Here is a 19,917-nt window from a genome sequence, read left to right on the forward strand (position 1 = left end):
TCGAGAGGCCGAGTGGAGGTTCTGCGTAGTGGGCAACCCGGCATGGATGCCGGGTTAGCCGCCCCCGGCCATGGATGGCCGATGGCGGCGGGCCCACGGAGCAGGACCGGAGCGAGGGCATGCCGAGCCTAGGCGAGGCACCGAACGACAGGGGCAAGAGCGTTTGGTTACTTTGCGCCGGGCGGCGTTCCGCTTTTCAAAGTAACCCGCTGTAAAAGCGGAACCATAAGTGGCCGTTACCGAAGCAACGGATATACACCAAAAACAACCCACAGCCTGGTCGGCCCAAAGGCCGCCAAGTCATACGGACTCTTTCTTAACCCGAAACCAAGCCGCATAAAGCGCCGGCAAAAACAGCAACGTCAACGCCGTCGCCACAATCAACCCCCCCATGATCGCCACCGCCATCGGCCCGAAAAACACACTGCGCGACAACGGAATCATCGCCAACACCGCCGCCAGCGCCGTCAGCACAATCGGCCGGAACCGCCGCACCGTCGCCTCGATGATCGCCTGCCAAGGCTTGAGCCCGGCAGCGATATCCTGCTCGATCTGATCGACCAGAATCACCGAGTTACGCATGATCATCCCGGACAAGGCGATGGTCCCGAGCATCGCCACAAACCCGAACGGCTGGCGGAACACCATCAGGAACAGCGTCACCCCGATCAGCCCCAACGGTGCCGTGAGAAACACCATCACCGTACGGGAGAAGCTGCGCAACTGCAGCATCAGCAAGGTCAACACCACCACGATGAACAGCGGCACGCCCGCCTTCACCGAGTTCTGCCCACGGGCGGAATCCTCGACCGTGCCGCCCACATCCAGCAAATAGCCATCGGGCAACTCAGCGCGAATCGGATCGAGCGTTGGCATGATCTGCTGGACGAGTGTCGCCGGCTGCTCCTTGCCATAGATATCGGCACGAACGGTGACGTTCGGCAGACGATTGCGATGCCAGATCACACCCTCCTCGAAGCCGTATTCCAGCGTCGCAATCTGTGAAAGCGCCACGCTGCGACCGTTGTCGGTCGGCACCGCCAGGCTTGGCAGCAGCGACAACTCGGTGCGTTCATGCAGGGTGCCGCGCAACAGGATCTCGATCAATTCGTTGTCTTCGCGGTACTGGCTGACACTGGAGCCGGTGAGCGAACTCTGCAGGAACCTCGACAAGTTTGCCGTGCTCACGCCCAGCGCCCGAGCGCGGTCCTGATCGATGTTCAGATAGACGACTTTGCTCGGTTCTTCCCAATCCAGGTGCACATTGGCCACGTGCGGGTTCTCGCGAACCTTGGTCGCGACTTTGCGCGCCAGCGCCCGGACTTCCTCGATGTGCTCACCCGTGACCCGGAACTGCACCGGATAACCGACCGGAGGGCCGTTTTCCAGACGGGTCACCCGCGAGCGCAGGGCCGGGAATTGTTCGTTGAGCGTTGCAATCAACCAGGTGCGCAGGCTTTCGCGCTCCTCGATGGTTTTCGCCAACACCACAAACTGGGCGAAGCTCGCCGCAGGCAGTTGCTGATCCAGCGGCAGGTAGAAGCGCGGTGAACCGGTGCCGACGTAGGCAACGTAATTGTCGATCCCGGCTTTGTCCTTGAGCAGTGCTTCGAGGCGTTTGACTTCATCGGCAGTGTTGCTCAGGGAAGCCCCTTCGGCCAGCTTCAGGTCGACCATCAATTCCAGACGCCCGGATGCCGGGAAGAACTGTTGCGGCACGAAGCGAAACAGCACGATGGAGGCAATGAACAACACCACGGTCGCGGTGATCACCGTTTTACGCCAGCGCACGCACCATTCCACCAGGCGCCGAACACGCTGATAAAACGGCGTAGCGTAAGGATCGGGTTGGCCGGAACCGTGTTTGGCTGCATGAATTTTCGCCAGGTCCGGCAGGAGTTTTTCCCCAAGAAAAGGCACAAACAATACCGCCGCCACCCACGATGCCAACAGGGCGATGGTCACCACCTCGAAGATCGAGCGGGTGTATTCGCCGGTGCCCGACTGCGCCGTGGCAATCGGCAGGAAACCGGCTGCGGTGATCAGCGTGCCCGTGAGCATCGGGAACGCGGTGCTGGTCCAGGCGTAGCTCGCGGCTTTGATCCGGTCGAAACCCTGTTCCATTTTGATCGCCATCATTTCCACGGCGATGATCGCGTCGTCGACCAACAATCCCAGGGCCAGCACCAATGCCCCGAGGGAAATCTTGTGCAGACCGATGCCCAGGTAATACATGCAGGCGAAGGTCATCGCCAACACCAGCGGAATCGCCAGCGCCACCACCATGCCGGTGCGCACGCCAAGGGAGAAAAAGCTCACCAGAAGCACAATGGCCAGCGCTTCCACCAGCACTTGAACGAACTCGCCGACACCGGTTTTTACGGCGGCGGGCTGATCGGAAACCTTGCGCAACTGCATCCCGGCAGGGAGGTTTTTCTGGATACGATCGAACTCGATTTCCAGCGCCTTGCCCAGCACCAGGATGTCGCCGCCGTCCTTCATCGCTACCGCAAGACCAATCGCGTTCTCGGCCATGAAGCGCATGCGCGGCGCCGGTGGATCGTTGAAACCACGGCGCACGTCGGCCACATCGGAGATACGGAAAGTGCGATCACCGACGCGAATCGGAAAGCTTTTTATCTCATCGACTGTCTGAAAATTGCCCGAGACCCGTAACTGCAATCGCTCGCTAGTGGTTTCGAAGAAGCCGGCCGTGGACACCGCGTTCTGTTCTTCAAGGGCTTGCTGCACCGCTGCCAACGGCAAGCCGAGGGTGGCGAGTTTGACGTTGGAAAGTTCGATCCAGATCTTTTCGTCCTGCAACCCCAGCAGCTCGACTTTGCCCACGTCCTTGACCCGTTGCAGCTGGATCTGGATGCGGTCGGCGTAGTCCTTGAGCACGGCATAATCGAAACCATCGCCGGTCAATGCGTAGATATTGCCGAAGGTGGTGCCGAATTCATCGTTGAAAAACGGCCCTTGAATTCCCGGCGGCAAGGTATGGCGGATGTCGCTGACCTTCTTGCGCACCTGATACCAGAGTTCCGGGATGTCCACCGAATGCATGGAGTCGCGGGCAATGAACGTCACCTGGGATTCGCCCGGGCGGGAGAACGAGACGATGCGTTCGTATTCGCCGGTTTCCATCAGCTTCTTTTCAATGCGTTCGGTGACCTGGCGCGAGACTTCCTGCGCCGTTGCACCTGGCCAGTTGGTACGAATCACCATGGCCTTGAACGTGAACGGCGGGTCTTCGCTCTGGCCGAGTTTGGTGTAGGACAGTGCCCCGACGATCGCCAGCAACAGCATCAGAAACAGGACGATCTGGCGATTGCGCAGCGCCCAGGCGGAAAGATTGAAACCCATCGGGGATTACTCCTTGTGCGCCAGATTGACCACGCGGTTGGAGCGATCCACCGGGCGTACTTGTTGCCCGTCGAGCAGCACATGGACGCCCGCGGCCACCACCCAGTCGCTGGCGTTGAGTCCTTCGAGCACCGGGACGGTTTTCTCGCCGAAGGCACCCACCCGCACCGGGGTGCGCTTCAAAGTGTTGTTGGCGCTGACGACCCAGACGTAGGTCACGCCGCCTTCTGCGGTCAACGCCGACAGCGGCACAGACAACGGTGCGGCTTGGGCAGCCTGGACAAACACGCGAGCACTCTGGCCGAGTTCCACCGGCACCTTGCCGGTGTTGAACGCGATGCGCGCGGCGAAGGTGCGGGACTTGGGATCAGCGGCCGGCGACAATTCGCGGATATGCCCGGCGAAGCGCTGGTCCGGATGCGTCCACAGTTCCACAGCTACCGGCTGGCCGACCTTGAAGCGGCCGAAGCTTTGTTCCGGCAGGCTGATCAGGACTTCACGCTCGCCATCGGTCGCCAGGGTAAACACCGTTTGCCCAGCGGCCACCACTTGCCCCACTTCCACGGCGCGTTTGGCTACCACGCCATCCTGTGGCGCACGCAGCACCGCGTAACTGGCCTGATTGGTCGAAACGTTGAATTCGGCTTTGATTTGTTTGAGACGCGCTTCACCGGAACGGTAAAGGTTTTCGTGATTGTCGTATTGCGAACGGCTGACCAGCTGACGCTCCATCAGCGTTTTATAGCGATCACGTTCAGCGCGCACCATGCTCAGATTGGCTTCGGCGGCGGCTACCTGGGCGCGGGTGGCCTCCAATTGCAGGCGCACGTCCTGGGGATCGAGTTCGGCCAGCGGTTGATCGGCCTTGACGCGCTGCCCCTCATCGACCAGTCGTCGGCTGACTTTACCGCCGATGCGGAATGCCAGATCCGGCTCATAGCGGGCACGCACTTCCCCGGGATAGCTTTCCATCGACTGCGTCGAAGGCTCTGGCTGAACCACCATGGCCGGGCGAACGCTGACTTGCGGCGCCTCTTCGTGACCACACGCAGTCAATAAAAACGCCAGGGTAACTGGCAGTGCGAGGGGCAAGGCATAGCGGAACATGGTGAAGGACCTTTCGCTAATGGTGCTTGGAATAATTATACTGGCGAGTATGTTATTAATAGCAAACTCACCAGTCCAGTAATAAAAGCGCATATGCCGAACAATCTTTCAGCACCCAATGGCCCGGGCCGCCCCAAGGATTTGGCCAAGCGCCAGGCGATCCTCGATGCAGCGAAGACGCTGTTTCTGACCAAGGGTTATGCCAACACCAGCATGGATGCCGTCGCTGCCGAGGCCGGGGTGTCAAAGCTGACGGTCTACAGCCATTTCAACGACAAGGAGACGCTGTTCTCCGCTGCCGTGATGGCCAAGTGTGAGGAGCAACTGCCGACGCTGTTTTTCGAATTGCCCGAAGGCGTGGCAGTGGAAACCGTGCTGCTGAACATCGCGCGCGGTTTTCATCAATTGATCAACAGTGACGAGTCAGTGAACCTGCACCGCTTGATGATGACCCTGGGCAGTCAGGACCCGAAGCTCTCGCAGATCTTCTTCGAGGCCGGACCGCAGCGCATGCTGCACGGTATGGAGCGCCTGTTGAGCAAGATCAATGAAAGCGGCGTGCTGAGCATCGACAAACCGCACAACGCGGCGGAACATTTCTTCTGCCTGCTCAAGGGCGCGGGGAATTTTCGTTTGCTTTATGGTTGTGGCGAGCCGCTGGTTGGCGATGAAGCCGAAAGCCATGTGCAGGAAGTGGTGGGGTTGTTTATGCGGGCTTATCGGCCCTAGCGGTGATCGTTCCCACGCTCTGCGTGGGAACGCCTCAAGGGACGCTCCGCGTTCCAGCTCTCGAATGGGACGCGGAGCGTCCCGGGCTGCATTCCCACGCAGAGCGTGGGAACGATCAGCTTCAACTTACGGCTTGAGCGCCTTCTTCGGATAAATGTCATACCGACTGGATTTGCCATCCAGCGCATGGCTCGGCTTCGGCCCTTCAATGCACGGGGCCTTGCGCGGGCGCTTGACCACCACCCGGTGGCTGGCCAACGCCAACGCGGCCTCGAGCAATGCCGGTGCATCCGGGTCATCCCCCACCAGCGGCCGGAACAGGCGCATTTCCTTCTTCACCAACGCGGTTTTCTCACGGTGAGGAAACATCGGGTCGAGGTAGATCACCTGCGGCGGCTCGCCCTGCCAATTGCGCATCACCTCGATCGAGTTGCCCTTGAGCAAGCGCATCCGCGCGACGATCGGCGCCACATCGAAATCTTCCGCGCCTCGGGCCAGACCATCCTCCAGCAAGGCGCCAATCAAAGGCTGGCGCTCGATCAGGCTCATCTCGCAACCGAGGCTGGCCAGCACGAACGCATCCTTGCCCAACCCCGCCGTCGCATCCAGCACCCGCGGGCGCACGCCCTGGGCCACGCCGACAGCCTTGGCGATCATCTGCCCGCTGCCACCGCCGTACAACCGGCGATGCGCCGCGCCGCCCTCGACGAAGTCCACCCGCACCGGGCCCGGCGCATCCGGCCCCAGCTGTTGCAGCTGCAAGCCCATGTCACCCACCTGCAATGCAAACTCGCCATCAGCCACTTGCAGCGGCAGGCCCAGGCGCTCGGCCCATTGCTCGGCCTGGGGTTCGAAGGCTGCGTCCAACGCCTCGACATGGATGCGGCACGCCGCGGGTTGATCAATCATCGGAAAACACGCTCAAAAAATTAATGATCGGCAAAAACGGCCGATAACAAAACTATCGAGCATTTTGCCAGAGCTGAGCGTCGACCGAGAGAAATGTCAGACATTCAACCGACAATCACAGGTTTTATCTCGCCCTACGGCGACTACAACCTGCGAAATACCCAGGCACTGAGCGGCGTCAGCCACATCTGGCAGGATTTCTTTGCCCGGGCGCTGGCCGAACAGTCGGGTGAAGTGCTGCCCAAATCGCTGAACTTTCCACCGGTCGATCTCGACAGCCCGGTTGAACCCACCGTTGGCAGCGATCTGCTGGCGCACATCGTTGCCCAGCGCGAATGCGATGTGCAGGACAACGAGATTCGCCCGCCCGAGCCACTCTTCCTGCCGATTGCCGAGTTCGAAATGGACCTGGCCGACAAGCCGTTCCCACCGTTCCCGGCGCAAGAAATCGTCGCCCAGCAGAAACAACAGGATTTCGAAAGCGGCTGGGTGCGCCCGCTTGTGCTGACCGCCGGCCAGCCATTGCCGGAAGCCGGCCCCGCGCCGCAACCGCGTCCACTGCACCTGCCGATTGCCGAGTTCGAACTGGACCTGCTGGACAAGCCGTTCCCGCCGTTCTCCCCGGAAGAGTTGCTGGAGCAACAGAAACAACTCGATTTCGATAATGGTTGGGCGCGCCCGATCATCCTGCAGAACCTGCGCCTCGCCGCCTGAGCCTCAACGTCCGCTTCAGCGACAAACCCACCACGGCCCGACATCGACATGAAAGTGATTGCGATGCGCGGCGTTGTAATCCGGACCCAACACCACACTGAACAAGCCGCAGGCGCCATCGCGGACTTGTCTTAGAAACTGCGCATCCTGATTGTCCTTGGGCCAATCCTTGAGCACGCTAATGGTTCGACCATCGGCCAGGCGAAAACCGGCGATGTCCAGCGCATTGGCCGACGCGTGTTGACTACGCCGGCCATTCTCGCGGCTGTAGACATTGCGACAGGCAAAGCTGCCGAGATGGTCGACCCGCGCCACCGCTTGCCCATAGACCGCCTGCGCCGCGGGTTGCAGGGCATGATGTTCGAACAGCGCGAACGACACGGCCAGGCGGCAACTGGCGAGGAAACTGCTGCTCAGGGCAACATCACCGCCCTGTACGCGCAAGGCATTGCTGAGTGGGCATTGGGCGTCGGGGCTGTCGGCTTGCGGGGTCACGCGCAGACCGGAACTGCTCAGGGCTTGCGCGCAGAGTTGCGGATCATCGCGCAGGCGCATCAGTTTGTAGCGGGTCAGCAGGTTCGGTGCAGCCTTCACGTCCAGGGGTGCCCAGGGGTTCCATTGCGGCGGTATTTCCAGCCAACCGCGCCAGATGCTGAGCACCCCACCGCCAATGATCAACAGAACCAGCAGCATCCAGCGCCCGCTGCCCATGCTCAGCCTTTGAACAACTGATTGGCCTGGGCGTACGGCATGGAGCGCGACGTGAACCCGAAGGTGCCGGACGTCTTGATCTCTTCGGCGGCGCGATAGAACTCCCCCAGCGCTGCCAATGCCAGCGCCGAGCCGACGCTGATGCGCTTGACGCCCATGTCGCTCAATTGCTGCACCGTCAGCTGCAAACCTCCGGACATCAATACATTGACCGGTTTCGGCGCCACCGCGCGGACAACCGCCAGCACATCGTCGGCACTGCGCAAGCCCGGCGCATACAACACGTCGGCCCCGGCCTCCGCGAATGCCTGCAAGCGGCGAATCGTGTCGTCCAGATCCGGATTGCCGTGCAGGAAATTCTCGGCCCGGGCGGTCAGCATGAAAGGGAAAGGCAGACTGCGGGCGGCAGCGACGGCGGCCTCGATGCGCGCGACGGCATGCTCGAAGCAGTAGATCGGAGCGTCCTCGCGGCCAGTGAAGTCTTCAATCGAACCGCCCACTGCCCCGGCCTGCGCTGCGCGCAACAGACTTTTCGCGCATTCCGCCGGGTCATCGGCAAAACCATTTTCCAGATCGACCGCGACCGGCAAATCGCTGGCGCCGACAATCGCCCTGACGTTGGCGAGGGTATCGTCCAGGGTCAGGCCACCATCCGGGCGCGCGTTGGAAAAAGCGTAACCGGCGCTGGTGGTCGCCAGCGCCTCGAAGCCCAGGCTGGCGAGCATTTTTGCCGATCCGGCATCCCACGGGTTGGGAATAACGAAAGCGCTGCTGCGTTCGTGCAAGGCTTTGAACGCTTGGGCTCGAAGGGTTTGCGCATCCATTGGCAGGCTCCTGAAGAAGGCGAACGAATCCGCCTTCAGAGCAAGCCAAGTTGCTCGGCGGCGGGTTTCCTGTATAGCTCAGGCAGCGCCGGCAAGCCAGGTAATCGCAGCATCAGGCGACGGTGAAAACGCTGGGCCAGTTTAGCCGCCAGCAGATTGTCGGCGGTGTGCAGGAAAATATACGGCGTGCGCCCCTCTTCAATCCACAGGGCAATTTTTTCCACCCACGGCAATAGAAACGGGTCGTTGGCCTCAAGCTCTGGATGACCGATGAAACGCACCTGCGGAAATTGCGTGAACGCTGCCGGGCGAGGTGGAACACGCGGTTTTTTCGATTGCGCGTGAAGCACCGAAGGATCGATCGAGGTGCAGCTGAACAATGCGCGCGGGTCGAGGCAGATGCGTTCAACGCCGCGATCCAGCAACAGGCGGTTGAGCATCCGTTCGCTGTCACCCTTGGCGAAAAAATCGTCATGCCGCACTTCCACCGCCAACGGCCGCTCCAACGCGTCAATGAATGCAGCCAGCTCGGGCAAGCGTTGCGGGGTGAAGCTTTTCGACAATTGCAGCCACAGCGGCGACACCCGCTGACCCAGCGGGCTGAGCAATCGGGTGAAGGTTTCGACAGCGGTCAGTTGGTCGCGCAGGTCACCGCCATGGCTGATGTCGCCGGGGAATTTGGCGGTGAAGCGAAAGTGCTCGGGCATGGCCTCGGCCCAGCGCTGCACGGTGCCGGCAGCGGGGCTCGCGTAGAACGTCGTATTACCTTCCACGGCGTTGAACACCTGGCAATACAGATCAAGAAAATCGGCGGGTTTGGCGTCAGGCGGATACAGGTATTCGCGCCAGGCGTTTTCACTCCAGGAGGGGCAGCCGAGGTAGTAAGGCAGCAACATCAGATGTACAGGTCGAGACCCAGCACTTCCGCATCCCAATCGACGAACCCGGCGGTGCTGAGGTAGCTGGCCAAAGCCATCGCCACACTTTTGCTCATCGCACGGTGGTAGAGCATGTCCTGCTGACGGGCGGGAAGATTGCTAAGGCGTTGCGCAGCGGACTTGGCGGCTCGCGCAGCCAGTTGCTCTTCAGACGCAAACTCCGGCTCGCCGTCGATTTCGACGGACTCGTCCTCCACCACATGGCCTTTGCGAGGCTTGCGCTTGATGGGGTAGGACTGAGAGGAAATGCCGTCTATACGCATAAGTGCATGCTCGGTATCAGTGATGGCAGTTTAGTGGCGCATAGCCCGCTTCGCAAACCGCCGAGTGATAACTAGAACACATAAAAAGCAAAAGGTTTAAAAGCTGCGGTTAGAAAACGACGATTGGCCAAGTTGGAACAAGATGTGGCAAGGGAGCAAGTTCCCGCTGGGCTGCGAAGCGGCCCCGATTGCGGTCGGTTGAATCGCGTTGGCTGGTTTTACGACTGCTGCGCAGCCGAGCGGGAGCAAGCTCCCTCGCCACAATAAAACCTGATTAACGCGCCTTGGGCGTCGCCACTTTGTCGCGCAGATAAACTGGCTGCGCCTTGTCGGCCACAATCGCTTCACCACGCTCCCAGGCAAATCGCGCCAGGGTCAGCAAATCTTCTGCATGAGGCAACATGCCCGCATCCTGACCGCTCAGGTTGACCGCAATCCGCTCGCCATAACCCCAACCGGTGCCGGCGCCGAACCATTCGCCACTGGCATCACCCGGCAATGCGGCTGACTCGGGCGGCAATACCGCTTCTGCGCCAACCAGGCGCATCTCCCCCGCCGTTTCGCGATAGCAACCCCAATACACTTCATCCATGCGTGCATCGATGGCCGCCGCAACCTGGCTGGCGCCATGTTCGCGGTAAGCGCGCTGGGCCAGCACGGCGAGGTTCGATACCGGCAACACCGGGCGATCCAGTGCGAACGCCAGCCCCTGCACCACACCGATGGCAATGCGCACGCCAGTGAAAGCGCCCGGCCCGCGACCGAACGCAATGGCATCGACTGCTTGCAGGGTGGTGCCGGCGTCGGCCAGCAACTGCTGGATCATCGGCAGCAATTTCTGCGCGTGCAGACGCGGGATCACCTCGTAATGGCTCGTCACTTTGCCGTCATGCAGCAAGGCAACGGAGCAAGCTTCAGTCGCGGTGTCCAGGGCCAGCAAGGTGCTCATCGATGTTTCCGTAACAAGTGGTCAGAAAAAAGTGCGTCAGTATAAACAACTACGGCCCGCAAGCGGGCCGTGGATGATGCAACGGTTCAGAGTTTTCAGCTCAGGGCAGCAAGAACCTTGGCGGTGATTGCTTCTACCGAACCGACGCCTTCGATATGGCTGTACTTCGGCTTGCCATTGGCAGCAGACAGTTTCTGGTAGAAATCCACCAGCGGCTTGGTCTGCGAATGGTAGACCGACAGGCGATGACGCACGGTTTCTTCGGTGTCGTCCTTGCGCTGAACCAGCTCTTCGCCGGTGATGTCGTCTTTGCCGGCAATTTTCGGCGGGTTGTAGACGATGTGATACACGCGGCCGCTGGCTTCGTGGACACGACGACCGGCAATGCGCTGGACGATTTCTTCGTCTTCAACGGCGATCTCGACCACAGCGTCCAGCTCGACGCCGGCAGTCACCAAGGCTTCAGCCTGAGGAATGGTGCGCGGGAAACCGTCGAACAGGAAACCGTTGGCGCAATCAGCCTGGGAGATACGGTCCTTGACCAGCGCGATGATCAGGTCATCGGAAACCAGGCCGCCGGCATCCATGATGCTCTTGGCCTTGATGCCCAGTTCGGTGCCGGCCTTGACCGCAGCACGCAACATGTCGCCGGTGGAAATTTGCGGAATGCCGAATTTTTCGGTGATGAACTTAGCCTGAGTACCTTTACCGGCCCCGGGAGCTCCCAGCAGAATGACGCGCATCGATGTGCTCCTCAATTTTTTATATGGATAACGTCAGATTCGCCTCGTGGGGCCAATCTCAAAAATAGGGTCGTGACCGCCCAAACGGCCAAAGGCTGATCAAGATACACAGCAGGCTGCGACCACACAAGCCGCCAAAAGTCGGAGAAACCCGCGTCGGCTACGACCTTTGGACGCGGTTTCCCTCGTCGCAACCCCAACATTAACTGTCGCTTGGCAGCACTTTTATCCGCGCCCTCGGACGGCATCCGGCACATGCTCCGGACGCCTCATCCAACGACAAAAACTTTAGCCGGTATTGCGCAAACCAGCGGCAATCCCCGCCACAGACACCAGCAACGCCTGTTCCACCGGGCTGTCCTGTGCCACATCCTGTTGCCGCGAACGGGCCAGCAACTCGGCCTGCAATAGATGAAGCGGGTCGAGGTAAGTGTTGCGCAGGCGAATGAATTCGAGGGTGGCTGGGCTATGTGCCAGTAGCTGCGACTGACCGGTCAGCCCGAGCACGATCGAGCACGCCTGCGACAATAGGTCGCGTAAGTGCGCGCCCAACGGCAGCAGATCCGGTTCGACCAGACGCTGATCGTAGGATTGCGCGATATCGGCGTCGGCCTTGGCCAGGACCATTTCCAGCATATCGATGCGGGTGCGGAAGAAAGGCCATTGCTCGCGCATCTGCCCCAGCAGTTCGCCTTCGCCGCGCTCCAGCGCCTTGCTCAGCGCCGCTTCCCAGCCGAGCCAGGCCGGCAACATCAGGCGCGTCTGGGTCCAGCCGAAGATCCACGGGATTGCGCGCAGGCTTTCGATCCCGCCGGCACGACGCTTGGCCGGGCGACTGCCCAGTGGCAAGCGTCCCAATTCCTGTTCCGGGGTCGATTGGCGGAAGTACTCGACGAACTGCGGGTTTTCCCGCACCACGGCGCGGTACGCACGGACCCCGTCGGCAGCCAGTTCGTCCATCAAGTGGCGCCACTCGGGCGTGGGCGGCGGCGGTGGCAACAACGTCGCTTCGAGTACCGCCGCCAGATACAGATTGAGGTTCTGTTCGGCGATGTCCGGCAGGCCGAATTTGAAACGAATCATTTCCCCTTGCTCGGTGGTACGGAAACGCCCCGCCACCGACCCCGGTGGTTGCGACAGAATCGCCGCATGCGCCGGGCCGCCGCCACGGCCCACGGTGCCACCGCGACCGTGGAACAACAGCAGTTCCACCTGCTGCTCGCGGCAGATATCCACCAGACGCTCCTGCGCCCGATACTGCGCCCACGCTGCTGCGGTGGTACCGGCATCCTTGGCCGAGTCGGAGTAGCCGATCATCACTTCCTGCGGCCCTTGCAGACGCGAGCGATAACCCGGCAGCAACAACAGTTTTTCAATCACCGGGCCGGCGTTGTCGAGGTCGGCCAGGGTTTCGAACAACGGCACCACGCGCATCGGCCGCAACACGCCGGATTCTTTGAGCAGCAACTGAACCGTCAGCACATCGGAAGCCGCACCGGCCATGGAGATGACGTAGGAACCAAGGGAAGCTTGTGGCGCGGCGGCGATTTCCCGGCAGGTCGCCAGCACTTCGGCGGTGTCGGCGGACGGTTTGTAGTGGGCCGGCAGCAAGGGCCGTCGGTTGTTCAGTTCGCGGGTCAGGAACGTGATGCGTTCTTCCTCGCTCCAATCCTCGTAGCGGCCCAAGCCGAGGTAATCGGTGATTTCGCTCATGGCCGCGCTATGGCGCGACGAGTCCTGGCGCACATCCAGCCGCACCAGGAACAGGCCGAACGTCACCGCCCGGCGCAGGCAATCGAGCAGCGGGCCGTCGGCGATTACGCCCATGCCGCACTCATGCAGCGAGTGATAGCAAAGCTCTAGAGGATCAAGCAGGTCGCGGTTGTCTTGCAGTACGTCGGCCGAAGCAGGTGTCGGCGTAGTCAACGCAGTGTGAGCCCAATTGCGGGTAGCGCGCAGGCGTTCTCGCAGTTGTTTGAGTACAGCTCGATACGGTTCGGCACTGTCGCCAGCCTTGGCCTTCAGTTCGTCACTGGCCTGCTGCATCGACAGTTCGGCCGCAAGATGATCGATATCGCGCAGGTACAGATCGGCGGCCATCCAGCGTGCCAGCAGGAGCACTTCACGGGTCACCGCTGCCGTCACGTTCGGGTTGCCGTCACGGTCGCCGCCCATCCACGAAGCAAAGCGGATCGGCGCAGCCTCCAGCGGCAAACGCAGGCCAGTGGCGGCATGCAGTGCCTGATCGGCCTTGCGCAGGTAATTCGGAATCGCCTGCCACAGCGAATGCTCGATCACTGCAAAGCCCCATTTGGCTTCATCGACCGGCGTCGGGCGTGTACGGCGTATTTCTTCGGTGTGCCAGGCTTCGGCGATCAGGCGTTGCAACGTCGTCCTGATCTGCTCGCGCTCGGCGCTGGTCAGGTCGCGGTGGTCCTGGGCGGCCAGTTGAGCGGCAATCGCGTCGTATTTCTGGATCAGTGTGCGGCGCGCGACTTCGGTCGGGTGCGCGGTCAACACCAGTTCGATTTCCAGTCGACCAAGTTGCCGGGCCAATGACTCGGCGCCATGCCCTTCGTCTCGCAGGCGCGCGAGCAGTTCCGGCAGTACCCGTGACTCGAACGGTGCCTGTTGGGATTCTTCGCGACGATGAATCAACTGGTATTGCTCGGCGATGTTGGCCAGGTTGAGGAACTGGTTGAACGCCCGCGCCACCGGCAGCAATTCAGCTTCGGTCAATTGATTGAGGCTGGCGCTCAGCTCGGCGTCCATCGAACCGCGACGGTCAGCCTTGGCGCCTTTGCGGATCTGCTCGATCTTGTCGAGAAAGCCGTCCCCGTACTGTTCACGAATGGTATTGCCCAACAGCTCACCCAACAGGTGAACGTCCTCGCGCAAGCGTGCATCGATATCGGTCATCAGCAGTTCTCCAGCAAAGAATCCGGGCGGCCAGTAAATCCAAGAGTGCCGCTCCAGACGTCTTCTTACAAGCAAGACGACGAAGGACCTTTAAACCTTGTGCGATGAAGCTAGTCTGAACAGTACGCCGTACAACGGCTGTCGCCGGCCAACGCCGGATACTCCCCCGGCCTGCCACGAGCAGGCGCGCAACGAGGTGATTATGAAAATCCGTGAACTTGCCCAGCATTGGGAAGAAAACGCCAAGGGTCGCCTGACCAAGACCGGCTACACGATTCACCTGGACGTAGAGGCCGCCGCACGCCTGGCGGCGATTACCGAGATGTACCCCAAGCGGCATCCCGAAGAGTTGCTCGGCGAGTTGATCGGCGCCGCACTTGAAGAACTCGAAAAGAGCTTCCCGTATGTGAAGGGCTCGACAGTGGTCGCCACCGACGAAGAAGGTGACCCGCTGTACGAAGACATCGGCCCGACTCCGCGTTTTCTTGCGCTGTCCAGGCGCCATCTGCACGATTTGTCAGCTGGCAACGACAAGCAGAAACACTGATTCCCTCCTCCGCACATCCCCCCTGTGGGAGCGAGCCTGCTCGCGATAGCTGACTGACATTCAACTTCAATGTCGACTGATACAGCGCTATCGCGAGCAGGCTCGCTCACACATTTTTTGCTTTAAGCCCCTGCCAAGCCGATCACGTTTTTTTCGATAGCTGGCTAAATTTCTCTGAACTTTCAAAAAACGCCTCGGGTCAACCCAAGTAACCACGCCTGGGACGGCCGTTTCAAAACGACCCGAAAATGACGGTTCGGCTCCCTGCCCAGGATGGATGTTCACGTTGTTCAGGAAGTAGTCCAATGGAGTTGAAGATTATGAAAACCAGAACTGGCAAATCCTCGTTTACCCCACTGCATGGCCTGAAGATGGCTGCCCTGGCCATCGGCAGCAGCCTTGTGCTGGCCGGTTGCGCCGGCAACCCACCGTCCGAGCAATTCGCCGTCAGCGAGTCTGCAGTCAAAGACGCCGTCAGCGCGGGCGGTACCGAATTTGCTGCGGTGGAAATGAAGGCTGCCCAGGACAAGCTCAAGCAAGCTGAAATCGCCATGCACGACAAACAGTACGATCAGGCGAAAGTCCTGGCTGAACAGGCTGAGTGGGATGCCCGCGTAGCCGAGCGCAAAGCCCAGGCGATGAAAGCCGAACAGACTGTAAAGGACTCTCAAAAAGGGGTTCAGGAACTGCGTCAGGAAAGTCAGCGCACCGTCCAGTAACGGCGCGACATGACTATCTCTCAGACGATCAAAAGGACGATACCACTATGAATTCCAAACATTTGATGCTCCCTGCTCTGCTGGCCGCAAGCGTTGCCCTGGCTGCCTGCTCCACGCCGCCAAATGCCAACCTTGAACAGGCCCGCACCAATTATTCCGGCCTGCAAGCCAACCCGCAGGCGAGCAAAGTCGCCGCACTGGAAACCAAGGAAGCCAGTGATTACCTGGACAAGGCCGACAAGGCTTACCTGGACAAGGAAGATCAGGCCAAGGTCGATCAGTTGGCCTATTTGACCAACCAGCGGGTTGAAGTCGCCAAACAGACCATTGCCCTGCGCACCGCCGAAGCCAATCTGAAAAATGCTTCGGCACAACGCGCCCAGGCCCGTCTCGACGCTCGCGATCAGCAGATCAAACAGTTGCAGGACAGCCTCAACGCCAAACAGACCGATCGCGGCACCTTGGTGACATTCGGTGATGTGCTGTTCGCTACCGACAAGGCCGAGCTGAAATCCAACGGCCTGATGAACATCAACAAACTGGCGCAGTACCTCCAGGAAAACCCTGATCGCAAAGTGATCGTCGAGGGCTACACCGACAGCACCGGGACTGCCTCGCATAACCAGTCGCTGTCGGAACGTCGCGCCAACTCCGTGCGCATGGCGCTGGTGAAGATGGGCGTTGATCCAACCCGCATCGTTGCCCAGGGTTACGGCAAGGAATACCCGGTGGCGGATAACACCAGCACCTCGGGCCGGGCGCAAAACCGTCGGGTAGAAGTGACGATCTCCAACGATAACCAACCGGTGATTCCGCGTTCGGCGGTGAGCTCTAACACCCAGTAAGTTGTCAGCACACAAAAACCTGTGGGAGCCAGCCTGCTGGCGATAGCGGTGGATCAGTCAACATCACTGTTGAATGTTCAATCGCAATCGCCAGCAGGCTGGCTCCCACATTGGTTCTGTGTTGCCTGTGAAAATCGGTTTATTGTTCCAGCTTCTGCGGGGTTTCCTGGCCCATGCAACGCACCGCTTTCTTGCGGTCGTTGACCAGCACGCCGGTCAGGCCTTTCTGTTCGGTGTCGAACAACACCAGCACGCCATCGATGCACTGCGCCACTTGCGCGGCCGGTTCCAGGGAGACTTTGTAGTCTTCGCCCGGCACGGTCTTGAGCATGGTGAACTCATTGAGCAGCAACGCATCCTCGGGCTTGGCGAAGTGCAGGTAGCCGTACCACCACAGGGCGCCGACGGTGCCGAGGATGCTGCAGATACCGGTGATGATCAGCGGGATGGCGTTACGTTCTTCACTCATTGCGGGTTCTCTGATGGTTCGGCGGGGGAATTCGAGGGTGCCGGGTAATTGGGTATTTCACCCAGGCGGCGCAGGCCGTTGAAATGTTGCGGATCGTCCAGATAGCGCAACATGACGGTGCGCCAGACCGGGTCGGCGAATGTCTGCACGTGCCCACCGCGGGTCAATTGCAGCACGCGCGGCGGCGGCGCAGCTTGATACAGTCGGATGCCGTTGGAAAGAGGCACGATCGGATCATCAATGCTGTGGTAGATCAGTTTCGGTACGCCATTGAGCTGGGCCATGGAGTTGATGGCGCTGTCACCGTCCGGCACCAGCCAGGACAGCGGCACCTGGAATGTCCAGAACACCCACGAATGACTCAACGCAAACTGACCGACACTGCGGTAGCTGGCGGGCACACCGTCCAGCACAAATGCCTTGAGCTGTTTCTGCCGCTGCGGGTGCTGAACCAGGTAGTGAACCGCCATTGCCCCCCCGAGGCTCTGGCCGAGCAGAATCACTGGCTTGCCTTTGACCTCGGGTGCCTGATCGAGCCACTTGAACGCGGCATCGATGTCCTGGTAGATCGCCGGCAGACTCGGTTTGCCTTCGGACAACCCATAACCGCGATAGTCCAACAGCAGCACTTGATAACCCTGCTCGGGCAACCAATAACTGCCGCCAAGATGCATCGGCAAATTGCCGCCGTTGCCGTGCAGGTGCAGCACCGTGCCCTTGACCTCGACCCCCTGTTTCGCCGGTAGCCACCAGGCATTCAGCTTCAGGCCATCGGCGGTGACCAAGGTGACTTCGCGGTATTGGAGTTTGGCTTTTTCCGGGGTGAACAACTGGCCGGGTTCGGGGTAGAACAGCAGCGAACTGCAACCGCTCAGGGACAGGAGAAGGCAGAGGGTGCCGAGGATTCTCATCCGGTGAAACCTCGCAAAATTAGGTTGATCAAGATCGTTCCCACGCTCTGCGTGGGAATGCATACCGTGACGCTCTGCGTCACAGTGGACGCGGAGCGTCCATGGCGGCATTCCCACGCGGAGCGTGGGAACGATCAGAGATAAAGACTCTCAGGCAAATGATCAACCTGTGGGAGCGGGCTTGCCCGCGATAGCAATGTCACTGTCAACATTCATGCTGAATGTTATGCCGCCATCGCGGGCAAGCCCGCTCCCACAGGGTTATTCACCAGCCTTATAAAATGTTGGAATAATCCGCCTCGATCCGGTCCAGGCTCAGGTGGTTGAGGAAGTTCGAGAAGCACATCCATGCCGACAATGCGTTCATGTCACGGAACTGTTCCGGCAAATACTTGGGCGGCACTACCAGGCCTTCATCGACCAACTGGCGCAAGGTGCGCATGTCTTCCAGCGTGGTCTTGCCACAAAACAACAGCGGGATCTGCTCAAGCTTGCCTTTGCGCACGGCCAACTGAATGTAGTTGTAAATCATGATGAAGCCCTTGAGGTAGGACAAGTCTTTGGTAAATGGCAGACCTGTCGGTACCGAGCCACGGAAAACGCGACTGGCGTTGCTGTAGCTCTCGGGCATTTCAAAACCTTGTTCGCGGAAGAACTCGAACACCTGCAGGAAATCCGCGCCCTCCTCCACCATGTGGATCGCACGGGTGCGGTTGGTCAGTTTGCGCAGGCGGCTCGGGTAGGAGGCGAAGGTGATGATTTCCATCAGGATCGCCAAGCCTTCCTGGGTCACCGTCGAGGAGGGCGGACCCTTCGACAGAAAGGTGCAGATCGGCTGGTTCAGGCCGTTGAGCGTGGTGCCGACGTGCACCAGCCCTTCGTGGACTTCCAGGGCGCGCACGTCACGCTCGTTGAACATCGCGTCGGTGCGGATCTTGATGTAGTCGGCGCCCGCCGCCGCGTCGGCGACGATGCCGTCGGACTCGAACACGCGGATGGTTTCCTCGGCCTCGCCAAATACCCTGTTCAAGCGGGTTTGCAGCAGGTGCACGGCTTCTTTGGCGGTCAGGGTCTTGGGTTCATCCTTCAGATCGCCACGGCCGTCAATATTGTTCAGGTATTCGGACAACATCATGCCCAGGTCAGACAGCGTCGGGTCACCGGCGTGGAACGCATCGGATGCCGCGCCATACAACTCCTGGGAAATCAGGCCGAAATCCTCGGTGCCGCGCGCTTCGAGCATGCGCACCACCATGCGGTACTCCTTGCACATGCGGCGCATGATCTGGCCGACCGGGTTGAACTGGCCGAGCTGACGGGTGATGTCGCGCTCGATGTTCTGGAATTCCAGCTTTACCTTGCTGGAGTCGAACGCCAGTGGCCGATTGAGGTAGTAGTCGCGGTCCACCGCTGGCATTTCCTTGCCTTTGGCCTTGAGGAAGCCCTTGCGAATATTCTCGTCCCACTTGACCGCGTCGAGGACGCGGATCGGCGTCTGCGCCAGCACAATGCGATCGGACAAAATGCGTATCGACTGCTGGTAATCGTCCACCCGAAACTCCTGTAGAAAATGCTGGGTTTATCTGGTTTTGGCCTGACGCTGATAGCGCACCACTTCGACGAATACATCGGAGTTGGCCGGATCGTCGAGCCAGGCGGACACCTGGTCCATGCTGTTGTCGATCAGCACGCCATCGCCGTCGTCGGTTTGAAAACGCTGGCCGCTCAGGACGTTCTGCCCCATCGTCTGTTGGATCTGTTCAAGGTCGAGGTTGTACACCACCAGTTCGTGCTTGTCGGTGAGTTCAAACCCGCCCACGGTGAAGTTGCCTCCAAACTGCGCCGGTACCTTCGCCGAGAAATACCAGCGATTGCCATGGCGCGACACCGTGAACGGGTAGGCCTCGCGCTCCCTGGGTTTGGCCCGGAAGTAACTGACTGCCTGATAGCGATTGTCGCCGACGCGCGTCAGTTCCAGATTGACCGGTTCCCCCCAGGCGTTAGTGCTGGTCCATTTGCCGAGCAACCCTTTGGGCGCAGGTTCGCCGGTGGGCAATGGTTCCTTGAAAGTCACCAGACAGCCACTGAGCAACAGGAACGACAAGGCGATCACAACGACACGCCAGGCTTTCATTCAACACTCCCTTGATGATCAAACCGCTTTGCTGATCGTTCCCACGGTCTGCGTGGGAACGCATCCAGTGACGCCCAGCGTCACACCGACAAGGGGCGCGGAGCGTCCCGGCGGCATTCC

Annotated in this window: 19 protein-coding genes; 5 read left to right on the forward strand and 14 right to left on the reverse strand. The window is 60.3% G+C overall.

The annotated features are described in order from the left end of the window. Window positions 1–300: 300 nt before the first annotated feature. Window positions 301–3,366, reverse strand: coding sequence for an efflux RND transporter permease subunit (locus tag D8U69_RS27000; RefSeq protein WP_130908512.1), 3,066 nt, complete (start codon window positions 3,364–3,366; stop codon window positions 301–303). Window positions 3,367–3,372: 6 nt separating this feature from the next. After that, window positions 3,373–4,473 (reverse strand): efflux RND transporter periplasmic adaptor subunit, encoded by a 1,101-nt coding sequence (locus tag D8U69_RS27005; protein ID WP_056856266.1) that lies wholly within the window; start codon window positions 4,471–4,473, stop codon window positions 3,373–3,375. 93 nt (window positions 4,474–4,566) lie between these two features. Here D8U69_RS27005 and D8U69_RS27010 point away from each other — a divergent pair, with 93 nt between their 5' ends. Beyond that, window positions 4,567–5,202, forward strand: coding sequence for a TetR/AcrR family transcriptional regulator (locus D8U69_RS27010; RefSeq protein ID WP_130906384.1), 636 nt, complete (start codon window positions 4,567–4,569; stop codon window positions 5,200–5,202). 126 nt (window positions 5,203–5,328) lie between these two features. Here the strand turns inward: D8U69_RS27010 and D8U69_RS27015 are convergent, their stop codons facing one another. Beyond that, window positions 5,329–6,108 (reverse strand): class I SAM-dependent methyltransferase, encoded by a 780-nt coding sequence (locus D8U69_RS27015; RefSeq protein WP_177336602.1) that lies wholly within the window; start codon window positions 6,106–6,108, stop codon window positions 5,329–5,331. 96 nt (window positions 6,109–6,204) lie between these two features. On the opposite strand from D8U69_RS27015, the gene D8U69_RS27020 reads away from it, so the two are divergent. Continuing rightward, on the forward strand, window positions 6,205–6,825 hold the full coding sequence (locus D8U69_RS27020; protein WP_056856269.1) for a hypothetical protein: 621 nt from the start codon (window positions 6,205–6,207) through the stop codon (window positions 6,823–6,825). Window positions 6,826–6,840: 15 nt separating this feature from the next. On the opposite strand, the gene D8U69_RS27025 is transcribed toward D8U69_RS27020, so the two are convergent. From D8U69_RS27025 to ppc, 7 genes are all read right to left on the reverse strand, one after another. Next, complete coding sequence (locus D8U69_RS27025) at window positions 6,841–7,536, reverse strand: extensin family protein (RefSeq protein WP_130908513.1); 696 nt, start codon at window positions 7,534–7,536, stop codon at window positions 6,841–6,843. 2 nt (window positions 7,537–7,538) lie between these two features. Continuing rightward, a complete protein-coding gene (locus D8U69_RS27030; RefSeq protein ID WP_056856271.1) occupies window positions 7,539–8,360 on the reverse strand; it encodes an isocitrate lyase/phosphoenolpyruvate mutase family protein in 822 nt (273 codons plus the stop codon). Between the two features lie 35 nt (window positions 8,361–8,395). Beyond that, complete coding sequence (locus D8U69_RS27035) at window positions 8,396–9,256, reverse strand: DUF72 domain-containing protein (RefSeq protein WP_130908514.1); 861 nt, start codon at window positions 9,254–9,256, stop codon at window positions 8,396–8,398. After that, entirely contained in the window at window positions 9,256–9,561 is a 306-nt protein-coding gene (locus tag D8U69_RS27040; RefSeq protein WP_056856273.1) for a hypothetical protein, read from the reverse strand. Before D8U69_RS27040 ends, D8U69_RS27035 begins: the two co-directional genes overlap by 1 nt. Before the next feature lie 274 nt (window positions 9,562–9,835). Then, a complete protein-coding gene (tsaB, locus tag D8U69_RS27045) occupies window positions 9,836–10,510 on the reverse strand; it encodes a tRNA (adenosine(37)-N6)-threonylcarbamoyltransferase complex dimerization subunit type 1 TsaB (protein WP_056856274.1) in 675 nt (224 codons plus the stop codon). Window positions 10,511–10,605: 95 nt separating this feature from the next. Continuing rightward, window positions 10,606–11,253: an adenylate kinase gene (gene adk, locus D8U69_RS27050; RefSeq protein WP_056856275.1), complete on the reverse strand. Its 648-nt coding sequence runs from the start codon at window positions 11,251–11,253 to the stop codon at window positions 10,606–10,608. A 288-nt stretch (window positions 11,254–11,541) separates the two neighbouring features. Continuing rightward, complete coding sequence (ppc, locus tag D8U69_RS27055; protein ID WP_130908515.1) at window positions 11,542–14,172, reverse strand: phosphoenolpyruvate carboxylase; 2,631 nt, start codon at window positions 14,170–14,172, stop codon at window positions 11,542–11,544. Window positions 14,173–14,374: 202 nt separating this feature from the next. On the opposite strand from ppc, the gene D8U69_RS27060 reads away from it, so the two are divergent. From D8U69_RS27060 to D8U69_RS27070, 3 genes are all read left to right on the forward strand, one after another. Then, complete coding sequence (locus tag D8U69_RS27060; protein ID WP_056856277.1) at window positions 14,375–14,719, forward strand: hypothetical protein; 345 nt, start codon at window positions 14,375–14,377, stop codon at window positions 14,717–14,719. 305 nt (window positions 14,720–15,024) lie between these two features. Next, the gene (locus D8U69_RS27065) at window positions 15,025–15,438 is read left to right on the forward strand and encodes a DUF4398 domain-containing protein (protein WP_056856278.1); all 414 of its coding nucleotides are present in this window, start codon (window positions 15,025–15,027) and stop codon (window positions 15,436–15,438) included. 47 nt (window positions 15,439–15,485) lie between these two features. Next, complete coding sequence (locus tag D8U69_RS27070; protein WP_056856279.1) at window positions 15,486–16,283, forward strand: OmpA family protein; 798 nt, start codon at window positions 15,486–15,488, stop codon at window positions 16,281–16,283. A gap of 139 nt (window positions 16,284–16,422) precedes the next feature. On the opposite strand, the gene D8U69_RS27075 is transcribed toward D8U69_RS27070, so the two are convergent. From D8U69_RS27075 to D8U69_RS27095, 4 genes are all read right to left on the reverse strand, one after another. Then, window positions 16,423–16,752, reverse strand: coding sequence for a hypothetical protein (locus D8U69_RS27075; RefSeq protein WP_056856280.1), 330 nt, complete (start codon window positions 16,750–16,752; stop codon window positions 16,423–16,425). Beyond that, entirely contained in the window at window positions 16,749–17,663 is a 915-nt protein-coding gene (locus D8U69_RS27080) for an alpha/beta hydrolase (RefSeq protein ID WP_056856281.1), read from the reverse strand. Before D8U69_RS27080 ends, D8U69_RS27075 begins: the two co-directional genes overlap by 4 nt. Window positions 17,664–17,937: 274 nt before the next feature. Next, window positions 17,938–19,215 carry a flavohemoglobin expression-modulating QEGLA motif protein gene (locus D8U69_RS27090; RefSeq protein ID WP_056856282.1) on the reverse strand — a complete coding sequence of 426 codons (1,278 nt, stop codon included), beginning with the start codon at window positions 19,213–19,215 and terminating at the stop codon, window positions 17,938–17,940. A 27-nt stretch (window positions 19,216–19,242) separates the two neighbouring features. Further along, complete coding sequence (locus D8U69_RS27095) at window positions 19,243–19,797, reverse strand: hypothetical protein (protein ID WP_130908516.1); 555 nt, start codon at window positions 19,795–19,797, stop codon at window positions 19,243–19,245. Window positions 19,798–19,917 lie beyond the last annotated feature (120 nt).

Source organism: Pseudomonas sp. Sample_16 (genome assembly GCF_004307665.1).
Lineage (GTDB): Bacteria > Pseudomonadota > Gammaproteobacteria > Pseudomonadales > Pseudomonadaceae > Aquipseudomonas.

What these genes read in the sequence shown, in the direction of transcription:
- D8U69_RS27080 (WP_056856281.1), bottom strand. Translation starts at nt 17,663, where the DNA reads ATGAGAATCCTCGGCACCCTCTGCCTTCTCCTGTCCCTGAGCGGTTGC.
- ppc (WP_130908515.1), bottom strand. Translation starts at nt 14,172, where the DNA reads ATGACCGATATCGATGCACGCTTGCGCGAGGACGTTCACCTGTTGGGT.
- D8U69_RS27030 (WP_056856271.1), bottom strand. Translation starts at nt 8,360, where the DNA reads ATGGATGCGCAAACCCTTCGAGCCCAAGCGTTCAAAGCCTTGCACGAA.
- D8U69_RS27035 (WP_130908514.1), bottom strand. Translation starts at nt 9,256, where the DNA reads ATGTTGCTGCCTTACTACCTCGGCTGCCCCTCCTGGAGTGAAAACGCC.
- D8U69_RS27010 (WP_130906384.1), top strand. Translation starts at nt 4,567, where the DNA reads ATGCCGAACAATCTTTCAGCACCCAATGGCCCGGGCCGCCCCAAGGAT.
- D8U69_RS27060 (WP_056856277.1), top strand. Translation starts at nt 14,375, where the DNA reads ATGAAAATCCGTGAACTTGCCCAGCATTGGGAAGAAAACGCCAAGGGT.
- D8U69_RS27070 (WP_056856279.1), top strand. Translation starts at nt 15,486, where the DNA reads ATGAATTCCAAACATTTGATGCTCCCTGCTCTGCTGGCCGCAAGCGTT.
- tsaB (WP_056856274.1), bottom strand. Translation starts at nt 10,510, where the DNA reads ATGAGCACCTTGCTGGCCCTGGACACCGCGACTGAAGCTTGCTCCGTT.
- D8U69_RS27065 (WP_056856278.1), top strand. Translation starts at nt 15,025, where the DNA reads ATGGAGTTGAAGATTATGAAAACCAGAACTGGCAAATCCTCGTTTACC.
- D8U69_RS27095 (WP_130908516.1), bottom strand. Translation starts at nt 19,797, where the DNA reads ATGAAAGCCTGGCGTGTCGTTGTGATCGCCTTGTCGTTCCTGTTGCTC.
- D8U69_RS27025 (WP_130908513.1), bottom strand. Translation starts at nt 7,536, where the DNA reads ATGGGCAGCGGGCGCTGGATGCTGCTGGTTCTGTTGATCATTGGCGGT.
- D8U69_RS27020 (WP_056856269.1), top strand. Translation starts at nt 6,205, where the DNA reads ATGTCAGACATTCAACCGACAATCACAGGTTTTATCTCGCCCTACGGC.
- D8U69_RS27040 (WP_056856273.1), bottom strand. Translation starts at nt 9,561, where the DNA reads ATGCGTATAGACGGCATTTCCTCTCAGTCCTACCCCATCAAGCGCAAG.
- D8U69_RS27075 (WP_056856280.1), bottom strand. Translation starts at nt 16,752, where the DNA reads ATGAGTGAAGAACGTAACGCCATCCCGCTGATCATCACCGGTATCTGC.
- adk (WP_056856275.1), bottom strand. Translation starts at nt 11,253, where the DNA reads ATGCGCGTCATTCTGCTGGGAGCTCCCGGGGCCGGTAAAGGTACTCAG.
- D8U69_RS27005 (WP_056856266.1), bottom strand. Translation starts at nt 4,473, where the DNA reads ATGTTCCGCTATGCCTTGCCCCTCGCACTGCCAGTTACCCTGGCGTTT.
- D8U69_RS27000 (WP_130908512.1), bottom strand. Translation starts at nt 3,366, where the DNA reads ATGGGTTTCAATCTTTCCGCCTGGGCGCTGCGCAATCGCCAGATCGTC.